General features: G+C 44.0%; 11 protein-coding genes. 4 read left to right on the forward strand and 7 right to left on the reverse strand.

Features of this window, described 5'->3' with window-relative positions; genetic code table 11:
* Positions 1 to 566, forward strand: a 566-nt coding sequence (locus tag AC1DWN_RS19340; RefSeq protein ID WP_477560535.1) for a ChbG/HpnK family deacetylase, incomplete at its 5' end; no start/stop codon positions are given.
* 212 nt (positions 567 to 778) lie between these two features.
* Here AC1DWN_RS19340 and AC1DWN_RS19345 read toward each other — a convergent pair.
* The 3 genes from AC1DWN_RS19345 to AC1DWN_RS19355 are packed head-to-tail and all read right to left on the reverse strand — an operon-like array spanning position 779 to position 3,606.
* Complete coding sequence (locus tag AC1DWN_RS19345; RefSeq protein WP_477560536.1) at positions 779 to 1,672, reverse strand: sugar phosphate isomerase/epimerase family protein; 894 nt, start codon at positions 1,670 to 1,672, stop codon at positions 779 to 781.
* A 21-nt stretch (positions 1,673 to 1,693) separates the two neighbouring features.
* The gene (locus tag AC1DWN_RS19350; protein ID WP_477560537.1) at positions 1,694 to 2,551 is read right to left on the reverse strand and encodes a sugar phosphate isomerase/epimerase family protein; all 858 of its coding nucleotides are present in this window, start codon (positions 2,549 to 2,551) and stop codon (positions 1,694 to 1,696) included.
* A complete protein-coding gene (locus AC1DWN_RS19355) occupies positions 2,548 to 3,606 on the reverse strand; it encodes a Gfo/Idh/MocA family protein (RefSeq protein WP_477560538.1) in 1,059 nt (352 codons plus the stop codon). The genes AC1DWN_RS19350 and AC1DWN_RS19355 overlap by 4 nt, the downstream gene beginning before the upstream one ends.
* A gap of 138 nt (positions 3,607 to 3,744) precedes the next feature.
* Here AC1DWN_RS19355 and AC1DWN_RS19360 point away from each other — a divergent pair, with 138 nt between their 5' ends.
* On the forward strand, positions 3,745 to 4,623 hold the full coding sequence (locus AC1DWN_RS19360; RefSeq protein ID WP_477560539.1) for a helix-turn-helix transcriptional regulator: 879 nt from the start codon (positions 3,745 to 3,747) through the stop codon (positions 4,621 to 4,623).
* A 54-nt stretch (positions 4,624 to 4,677) separates the two neighbouring features.
* Here the strand turns inward: AC1DWN_RS19360 and AC1DWN_RS19365 are convergent, their stop codons facing one another.
* Together AC1DWN_RS19365 and fabF are read right to left on the reverse strand one after the other, a co-directional pair.
* Complete coding sequence (locus AC1DWN_RS19365; protein ID WP_477560540.1) at positions 4,678 to 4,791, reverse strand: DUF3658 domain-containing protein; 114 nt, start codon at positions 4,789 to 4,791, stop codon at positions 4,678 to 4,680.
* Between the two features lie 16 nt (positions 4,792 to 4,807).
* A complete protein-coding gene (gene fabF / locus AC1DWN_RS19370) occupies positions 4,808 to 6,055 on the reverse strand; it encodes a beta-ketoacyl-ACP synthase II (RefSeq protein ID WP_477560541.1) in 1,248 nt (415 codons plus the stop codon).
* Positions 6,056 to 6,182: 127 nt separating this feature from the next.
* Here fabF and AC1DWN_RS19375 point away from each other — a divergent pair, with 127 nt between their 5' ends.
* Positions 6,183 to 6,995: a helix-turn-helix transcriptional regulator gene (locus AC1DWN_RS19375; protein WP_477560542.1), complete on the forward strand. Its 813-nt coding sequence runs from the start codon at positions 6,183 to 6,185 to the stop codon at positions 6,993 to 6,995.
* Positions 6,996 to 7,108: 113 nt separating this feature from the next.
* Here AC1DWN_RS19375 and thyA read toward each other — a convergent pair whose 3' ends face one another.
* Positions 7,109 to 7,942: a thymidylate synthase gene (gene thyA / locus AC1DWN_RS19380; protein ID WP_477560543.1), complete on the reverse strand. Its 834-nt coding sequence runs from the start codon at positions 7,940 to 7,942 to the stop codon at positions 7,109 to 7,111.
* Positions 7,943 to 8,473: 531 nt separating this feature from the next.
* Positions 8,474 to 9,493, reverse strand: coding sequence for a leucine-rich repeat domain-containing protein (locus tag AC1DWN_RS19385; RefSeq protein WP_477560544.1), 1,020 nt, complete (start codon positions 9,491 to 9,493; stop codon positions 8,474 to 8,476).
* A 278-nt stretch (positions 9,494 to 9,771) separates the two neighbouring features.
* Between AC1DWN_RS19385 and AC1DWN_RS19390 the strand changes: the two genes are divergently transcribed.
* The coding region (locus AC1DWN_RS19390; protein ID WP_477560545.1) for a hypothetical protein at positions 9,772 to 10,009 on the forward strand (238 nt) is incomplete at its 3' end.

Here is a 10,009-nt window from a genome sequence, read left to right on the forward strand (position 1 = left end):
GGGATCGCGTTCGCTGGAGCACCGTTCTGCCTCCGGAACAAGTTCCCAGCCTTGTTCTCGAAGACGGTACGCTCCATAAATCTCCGGCCGATTGGAAAAAGTCAGGAATTCAGGTCAAAGAAGTGATGGCCGAATTGCAAGCACAGTTGGAAGTGGTCAGGAAGTTAGGATTCCGGCCTATCTATGCCGATACACATATGGGCTTCGATCGAATTGATGATCGGCTACCGGCTTTATTCGATGAGTGGTGCGAAAGTGAAGGGTTAATGTCTTATCGGAATGTATGCAGTGATATTTCGTTCGCCGGATTAACCCAAGAGGATCCGGTGATGAACCTCATACATACTCTTGATGGCGCAAGTCCCGGCATTTATCGATTGATAACGCATCCCACGTTCAACGATGAAGAAATAAGAAGGTTCGGAAATAAGAACATTTCCGGGGAGCATATCGCCAAGGAGAGAGACGCCGACCGCAGGTTATTCCAGGACGATCGGCTTAAGCAATATTTCGCCCAGAACGGCATTATCACCATACGTTACGATGAAGCTTGGAAATACCRCTAAATCTCTCTTTGGTGATGTAAGATAAAGCCATAGTATATGTTGGTGTACAAGACTCTACGATCTTGTACACCAACATATAGAGAGAGATGAGCAACCTAATAGAATCCATTATTAAACCTATCATAAGAAAAACCAGACCCTATTCGGTCTGGTTTTTCCTGATGAAATGGATGGGAGTTCTATGTGAAAGTAGAACTAGCACCACTTATTAGTTACTTCGCTCTGTACTGCTTAAGGAACTGAACGGCTTTGCTAATATCGCCTTCAGGATTCGTGCCAACTTCACGCTCGATTGTCAAGTAACCAGCATAGCCGATTTCTTGAAGCGCAAGCAGGTAAGCTGACCAATCAACGCCGCCTTCACCAAGTGGAACCTCGCGGAAAGCTGCTCCAGTTTCGGCCATAGCAGCAATCGCATCATGGTCCAGTGATACTTCGTAGCCATAATCGCCATATACGTCACGCGGATCGATATGAGCAAGCTTAATACCATCCTTCGCATGTGTATGAACGATATAATCCTTCAAATTATAAACACCTTGTACCGGATCATCGCCTGTAACCATAACCATATTAGCAGGATCAAAGTTTACAGCCACGCCCTTGTTACCAAGACCGTCTAGAAACTCTTTCAAATGTGCCGAAGTTTCCGGCCCAGTTTCAATCGCAAAGTGTCCATTCATGTCATGTGCAAACTGGCTGAGCTCCACACATGCGTTATGCATCGTCTCATAAACTTGACTGTTTCGATCACTTGGCACGATACCGATATGAGTCGTTACGATATTTGTTCCAAGATCCATTCCAAGCTCCATAATGCGCYTCGACTTATCGATCTTCGCACGATTTTCCTTCGGATCTTGGAAACCGTGGCCGCCCAGATCACCAACCAAAGCAGAAACGTCGAGACCTAAAGATTGAATATAGGATCTCCACTCTTTTCTTGCTGCAGAAGATAGGTTGGCAGGATCAAGCTCACCAGACACCGCGTACATCTGTACGCCGTCTGCTCCAACTTCCTTCGCCTTAACCAGACCATCCTTAACACCAAGCTTGAAGCTATCTACAATTACGCCAATCTTATTTGTTATGATAGGACCTTGCATTACCTTAACACTCCCCATCGTTTATAGTTCGTTCCATGTACGCTTTACATATTCAAAACCAAGTCTTGCACCTACAACGCAATTTTCCATACCTTCGAACTCTATGGAAATATATCCGTCATATCCGCTTGCTTTCACCTTCTGAAGCACTTCGCGCATAGCAATATCACCATGGCCTACGATTGCTCCGCGCAGCCAATTGCCACTGCTTGAAGGAAACCAACCTTCTCCAGGTGCCAAGGCAGCTGGACGTGTATAGAAATCCTTAACATGGACCATCGATGCCAAACTGATGTTGTTTCCTACAGCTACAACAGGATTTTCATCGGCACAAAGGAAATTACCTACATCAAGTGTTGTTCTGAAATTAGGACGATCTACTGCAACAACAAGCGCTTTTACTCGATCGCTGTGTTGGATGAAGTAGCCGTGATTTTCAACGCTAGTTGTGATGCCATACTGAGCAGCATGATCAGCAACAGCTCTGCATGCTTCTACAAGTTTTGGCAGCTCGGAGTTGAATTTCGTGATCGAAAGATCCTTGGATGACGCAACATCATGACGCATTTTCTTAACGCCAAGCTTGTTCGCGATGTCAACCTCATGCTTCACACGCTCAATTTCAAGCTGAAACTCTTCGTCAGTTAGTCCAGAGAAGTTAGCACCAATTGCATAATTGGATATTTCAATGCCGCTTTCTTGTGCTTGATTGCGGATAACATCTATAAGCTCAGGGTTTTTCGTTAAATCAAAGCTAATCGGAACGATCTCGATATGCTCTCCGCCTAGTGAAGCAATATATTTGATAGCATCCTGAATAGTCATTTCACCAGATGCAAGAACGCAGTGCAAACTATATGAGCTAATTCCTAGTTTCATAGTGTTACTTCAGCTCCTTTTGCTGCAGATTCATAGATACCGCACAATATTTTCATAATTTCAACGCCATCTTCGACCGGGCTAATCGGCGTATTGCCGCTTCTTACACAATCGATGAAATGATTGATTTCATTTTGGAAAGCACCGTTAACTTCGAAGCCTTTGTTATCCGTTTGTGGATAGATGTTCACCATCGTATTATTCTGTTCAGTCACGATAACTGTCTCAGGCTCAATCTCGAAGCCGCCCTTCTCACCAAACAGTTTAATCGTAGTTTCATCAGACTTAGCGTGCAGTGTAAAGCTCGCATCAACTAGTAAGGAAGCGCCGTTCTCGAAACGGATAAGCGCATTTGCCATATCTTCAACCGTATTTTTAGTCGCATCGTAGTCCGCAGCTTGATAGAAGCTTAAGTTTTGGATGTTTGAACGATTGCCGAGTTTATTGTAAGTATTTGCACTTACGGATACTGGCTTCGGACGTCCCATCATGTACCAGCAAATATCTATAACGTGCACGCCGATATCGATCAATGGCCCGCCGCCTGAACGCTCAACATCAGAGAACCAACCGCCAGGGTTTCCAAGACGTCTGAGTGCAGATGCTTTCGCATAATAGATCTCACCGAATTCACCGCGATCAGCCATCGCACGAAGCAATTGCGCATTAGCATCATAACGGCGAACGAAGCCCACTTGAAGCAGCTTGCCCGATTCTTTTACCGCGTCTTTAATTGATAACGCTTCCTCAACCGTACGACAAAGAGGTTTTTCAACGAGAACATGCTTGCCCGCTTTTAGAGCTGCGATACTAATTTCCGCATGTGTATTGTTCCATGTACAGATGCTTACAGCTTCAATAACTGGATCTGCAAGCAGTTCACGGTAATCCGTATATACTTTCGTCGCGCCGTACAGCTTAGCTGCTGCATTCGCACGTTCTTCATTTAAATCACAAACCGCATAAAGTTCAACATTTGTATTCTTCTTGTATGAGCTGAGATGCATTGATGAAATAGAGCCCGTTCCTATTACTGCTACTTGTACAGGTTTCATTGGCTAATCTCTCCTTTAATATCATAACATTATGCATGTATATACTTTCGTATTATAATAGTTTTAACGGTCAACTCCATGCAGACTTGTGCGGTTTATTTGTACAATTGTGCTATCTGATTGAAAGGATACATAAAAATGGACAAGTTCAAATCACTACGTGAACCTATGGATATGCCAGATCCTCATTTCCCTATTAAATTGCACCAATCTTTCTTTGAAAAGCAGGATCAGGTTGTATTTCCACATCATTGGCACGAGCATCTTGAGTTCTTATATTTTGTTTCGGGTGAGGCTACAATTGAATGTGGCTCTACGGCTATTGAAGCTAGAGAAGGTGATCTAATCGTTGTAAACAGCAACGAGCTGCATTATGGGATCAGCCGCTCAACTAATCTATCCTACTATGCGCTCATTGCCGACATTTCTTTGCTGCATAGCAAGTCGGTGGATGCTGCCGAAACGAAGTTTATTACACCAATTTCACAGAATCGTATCCTTTTGCGTAACCTAATCGTCGGTGACACTAAAATAACGGAATGCATGCATGCCATTATCAATGAGATGGAGACACGTGAGTTCGGATTCGAGCTGGCAATCAAATCAGAAYTATATAGACTGCTAATGCTTCTTCTGCGAGGTCATGTGGCTACAGTATTATCTAAAGACGAGTACGCCGAGAGAATTAAAAACGTGGAACGATTTTCACCGATTTTCCAGTACATTGACCAGCAATATATGGAGGATTTATCTGTTGATTTTCTTTCGGAGATAGCCGGCTTAAGCCGTTTTCACTTCAGTCGTCTATTCAAGGAGCTGAGTGGACGCACCGTTACCGAATACGTAACGGCAACACGCTTGAATAAAGCTGATTATTTGCTGCGCCATAGTCCTCTGTCCATATCAGACATCGCTGTGGCAACCGGCTTTAACGACATTTATTATTTCAGCCGAACGTTCAAAAAACATCGAAGAATGTCTCCTTCCATGCTGCGGGAGGAACAGGGAGATAAATAAAAGGAGAGCAGCGGATTGACTTAAATTGTTAGCCGATCCCGCTCTCCCCCAATATTAATTTACTCGAATGGAGTACAAATACATAGCACCCGGTAGCCCTTTAAACGTAAGAATGCCATTACTGATAAGTGTCCAAATCCGATATTCAATAAAGGAATCGCTGATCAATTGATGTACATATCACTCAAGTACTCTCCCCCTCATATCTTTTCAGAATGATAACGGCATTGTGCCCACCGAATCCGAAGGAATTGGACATACCTATTTTCAAATCAGCTTTCCGCGCTGTATTTGGCACATAGTCCAGGTCGCAGTATGGGTCTTTCTCATTTTGATTAATGGTTGGCGGAATGATTCCCTCTTGCAGGCTCTTCACTAACGCAATTGCTTCAACACCACCCGCCGCTCCCAGCATATGTCCAGTCATCGATTTATTAGCCGTAATTGGAATTCGATATGCCTGCTCACCGAACAGTTTCTTAATAGCTGTCGTTTCCGAACGGTCGCCAACCTCGGTGCTAGTAGCATGGGCGCTAATAACGTCTACTTCCTCAGGAGCAATATTGGCTTCACGGAGTGCCGCCTTCATTGCTTGGAAAGCACCACTTCCATCCGGATGAGTAGCCACCATATGGTACGCATCAGAGCTGGCGCCGTAGCCGATTACTTCCGCATCTATTCTGGCCTTTCTCTTCAATGCATGAGACAGCGACTCCAAAATAACGATACCCGCGCCCTCACTCATAACGAAGCCGTCGCGCCCTGAGTCGAAAGGCCGGCTTGCCCCGCTTGGATCCTCATTACGCGTCGATAGAGCGGTCGCGTTCCCAAAGCTAGCAAGCGATATTTCTGAAATAGCCGCTTCTGACCCGCCTGCAATAACGACATCGGCCAAGCCAAGACGGATCAGTCGAGAAGCTTCACCAATCGCTGTATTGCCAATCGAGCAAGCCGTTACCGGCGATAATGACGGACCCAATGCTCCGAACTTAATGCTAATCATAGCAGCTGCCATATTTGAAATAATCATAGGCACCAAAGTCGGACTGATTCGCTCAGGACCGCGGTCTCTGAGCACATCCCCTTGATCCATCAGCGTTTGAATTCCTCCGATGCCGGAGCCTACGTATACCGCTAGTCGTTCCTTATCCATATGATCAAGTATAAGTCCTGAGTCTGCCAAAGCTTGCTCCGCGGCCGCCAATGCGAATTGGCTAAAGCGATCCATGCGCCGTGCTTCCTTTCGGCCAAACCTAGCATCAGCATCAAAATCTCGAATGATGCCTGCTATTTTCGACTTCTGCCTAGTTGTATCAAATATATCTATGTTGGAAATACCTGATTCACCGCTTACAAGGCGACTCCAAAATGTTTCGACATCATTTCCAAGCGGCGATATAAGCCCCATTCCAGTAATAACGACTCTCTCCATTGTAATCCACCCTTTCGCAATCTCTTATAGCGTTATCTTGCCACCTTTTTTATCCTATTACAAGTTGTTGGTTATCCTAGTATAATTAACACCACAATACATGTAATAACAAGTGGAGGCCGCTAATATGAATACGCAGACCAGACTACAAGCCTTATCTCATTTCTTAAAATCACAACGTGCGAAAACCTCGCCGCAATCCGTTGGTTTACCTGAAGGAACGCGAAGAAGAACGCCTGGACTTCGGAGAGAAGAGGTCGCTCAATTATCGGGAGTGAGCACGACATGGTATACATGGCTTGAGCAAGGGCGAGATATTAAAGTATCTGCTTCTGTGCTTGATAGCTTGTCCTCCGCATTACGTCTAACTCAAGATGAACGTAATTACTTGTATGCGTTAGCACAGGAAACAAGCTCAACCGCAGCGTTTGCTATTATGGATGAGCAGACACCAATTAGCCCTTCCTTACAAATTATTTTGAAAGAGCTGAAGTCTTGTCCTACTATTATTACCGACAGGCACTACCATATCGTCGGGTGGAATGAAGCGGCGTCTCGTGTCTTTCTTGATTTTGATAAGATTCCGTACGAGCAGAGAAATATGATTCGTCTCTTGTTTGTTAGAAAAGAGTTTCAGCGGTTAGCTGTCAATTGGGAGCAATTTGTAAAGGGGTTCTTAGCTATCTTCCGTGCTTATTATGGAAAATATGTGGATGACGATTGGTATGAGCGATTTATCCAGGAAATGAAAGGGGTTCATCCTGCGTTTGACCAGCTATGGGAGCAAAGTCAGGTTAGCTCTGCCCCCGATGTGCTTCTGGAATTCAGACACGCAAAAGCCGGTAAAATGCTGTTTCATCTAACCTCTCTACAGGTTCAAGGCAGTGCTGATTTACGCTGCAGCATTTACACACCCGCTTCGAGTTTAGCGGCTGATTGACCCTTATTGATACCTAGGATCGTTCACGTTTAACTCCACTTTGATAACGGTTTATACGTAATGGCAAAATGTCTTACTAGTCCAATTTTCATAAGTCTCCTTATGGGGTATTTTTAAATAGCGATTTCCATCTTAATGGACGGATGATAGCTATAGTTTCTCAATTCAAAATCTTTAATTGTAAAATCATCAAAATGTTTGATCTCTGGATTTATCCAAAGCTCGGGAGCCGAAAAGGCTTCTCGCCCAATCTGCTCCTTCAACGGCTCGATATGTCGCTCATAAATATGGGCGTCATTTATATTCAACGTCAGCGTCCCTAATTGATATCCCGTTACTTGTGCGATCATGCGCTGCAGAACATAGTATTGGAACACATTAAATGGGTTGCCTAGTCCAATGTCATTGGATCTAGCATTAACAATCAAATGCAGCTTGTTCTGCTTCACCAGCCACTGATTATTCCATACGCAAGGATACAGCTCCATTTGGTCTAAATCATCAATATTCCATAACGAAATAACATGCCTTCTCGAGCCGGGGTTCGTTACTAATTGTTCGATTAAATGATGGACTTGATTGGTAATTTTTCCGTTCAGCATAATCGGCTTACCCAGCTGATAGCCATAGGCTTTGCCAATATTGTTGTTCTCGTTTGTCCAATCGGTCCATATGCCTACTTTATTATCATCTAGATAAGAGCAGTCACTTGTCCTTTTCACATAAAACCAAAGCATTTCATGAATAGCTGATTTCCATGCAACCCTTTTGGTTGTCAGTATAGGCACCTCTGAATTATCATATTTCAATTGCTTGCAAATGACGCTTTGGGTGTAGGCCGGTGTACCGTCTGCCCATACTGTACGAACGTCCTGACCCTTGTCCCACTCGCCATCTTCAAGTACTTCATTGACTAAGTTATTATAAATAACATCCGCTAAACCCATCAAGTTACCCTCCCTAAAATAGTACGGCAGTTTCAGTACGGTAGTTTCACGCCAATCTCAATACGGCAGATTCACGCCACTCTCAGTACGGCAGTTTCACGCCACTCGCAGCATGGCAGCCTCACGCCACTCGGTCGAAATAACCGCTACTGAGCTCAAAATTCAATATTAGAAATGGCCCGGTTTACATGCTCTTTTTATTTAGATGCACTATTTGTTTACATGCGCAGTATCAAACTTAGTTTCAATAATTGCAATTAAATGACGCCACAAAAAGGTGAGCTGCGATTTAGTATCAGGGGATGAACTTAATCGCCTGTTTTGCTGAATTCTGCCCTATTTCCAGTGAATTAGCTGCAATTTCTGAAACTAAATTGTCCCTTTCCCCATAATAACTGTCATTAGTTTCACAATTTGAAACTAGCCTAACATCGTCTCCGGGCCGCAGATGAGGCTGACTGCCAACACGTATCGCCCCACCGCGCGCTGGGAGCCTCGCGCGGTGCAGAAACATACATAAGGAATCACCCGTTATTGTCTCTCGACAATTCCAAACGGACTATCGGAAAAATTTACGTATTTCAGATTTTTCATTTCCGACAAAAAAGGCGGCTCGCTAGTCAACATGTTGTTCCCTGCATTTAATGTTCGCAGCTTCTGCAGCTTTACTATTTCCTCTGGCAGCTCTTTCATTCTGGTATAACCAATACTTAGTTCCTCCAGCTGCTGCAGTTCGCCAAATTCCGGCGGCAGGCTGTCTATGGACACATCCGATTTGGCAATCACTTTTCGTCCAATAGCTGGTTGATCGTAACTTCCGCAATAAATCGTCAGGCTTCTCAAACTGGTAAGCTTGCCAATTTCCTTCGGAATGGACTCGAGGTCTGCAGTCATTATGCTTAAGCTTTCCAATGTATGAATGTCGAAAAGTCCTAGCGGCAGCCTCTTAATATGTTGGTCGAAAATTTCAAGATGCTTCAGTTGCTGCATTTCACGAATGCGATCCGGGATTTCTGTAATTCCGAACGAAGTGATCCTTAGTTTATCCGCCTGATGTCTAATCGCGTCGTCCAGAAAACGATCAAACTCACTGTGCGCCTCAAGCTTAATAAAAAGCCCTGGAATGTCATGAGACAATAACTCCGCTTCCTCTTCATCAATGTCTATACAGCCAATTTCCTCATGTGCAATGTTGACGAGAAAGTCTTTACCCTCCGCATCCAGAAAACTTAAGTCCTCAAGCGCAAACGGAAGCTTCCATCCATATAGGCTATCATTGACCTCTTTCAATAGTTCTCCAGCTTTCTTGCTGCATTTATAAACATAATAAGTCCCTTCACTGTATGCAATTGCGTTACGTCCCTGAAGTTCCGTATAGCTTCGCTCAGCAACAAGGAATGGCTTCAACCGTGCTAATAGAGCAGCGCAATGCTCGCTTCTCTCAGTTAATTGATATCTATCTGCTACTACAAAAAAAGCAGTACGTTCGATTACAAAATCGATAAGCTGCTCGTATGCCTTCCCCCTCGGGTTTGCCATAAACTTTTTCATTAACTCCACCTCGCAATGAATATATCCATCCATTATACTTCTATTTAATGCTAATTCAAGAACCAATCCCCATAATTATAGTGAATAGAAAATAATGCAAAAACAAAGAAAAAGAGAGCAAGAACGAGAAAAGACAAGCTTTCATTTTCAGAAAATGCTCTCCTCCCATATAGGATCAACAAACCCAAAAAGGCGAACATTTGTTTTTACCGTTTGACCCTATAAGGTTACGACTGCTACGATAAATCCACTTCATTTTACCTAAAGGTGTGTGGATTTTGTTCAAATCGTTGGATTGGATCATATTTTTCACCAAGCAGTTTACCCGTTCCAAAGGGGCTATTCTACTCGTATCACTATTAACCGTTATTACAGTCGTATGTGGTGCGGCTGCACCCTTACTAATCGGTAAACTAATGGATAGTGTGACGTTGCATAACGGTGTGGGAATGGTTCGACTATCTCTATTCCTGTTAGGCGCCATGCTTTTCACCGAACTATGCGTCTCTCTTCGCG

This window comes from Paenibacillus sp. P4_A7 (genome assembly GCF_056402455.1).

Bases quoted from the DNA above. Each gene is read 5' to 3' on its own strand.
- AC1DWN_RS19350 (WP_477560537.1), bottom strand. From the start codon at position 2,551: ATGAAACTAGGAATTAGCTCATATAGTTTGCACTGCGTTCTTGCATCT.
- AC1DWN_RS19355 (WP_477560538.1), bottom strand. From the start codon at position 3,606: ATGAAACCTGTACAAGTAGCAGTAATAGGAACGGGCTCTATTTCATCA.
- fabF (WP_477560541.1), bottom strand. From the start codon at position 6,055: ATGGAGAGAGTCGTTATTACTGGAATGGGGCTTATATCGCCGCTTGGA.
- AC1DWN_RS19375 (WP_477560542.1), top strand. From the start codon at position 6,183: ATGAATACGCAGACCAGACTACAAGCCTTATCTCATTTCTTAAAATCA.
- thyA (WP_477560543.1), bottom strand. From the start codon at position 7,942: ATGGGTTTAGCGGATGTTATTTATAATAACTTAGTCAATGAAGTACTT.
- AC1DWN_RS19385 (WP_477560544.1), bottom strand. From the start codon at position 9,493: ATGAAAAAGTTTATGGCAAACCCGAGGGGGAAGGCATACGAGCAGCTT.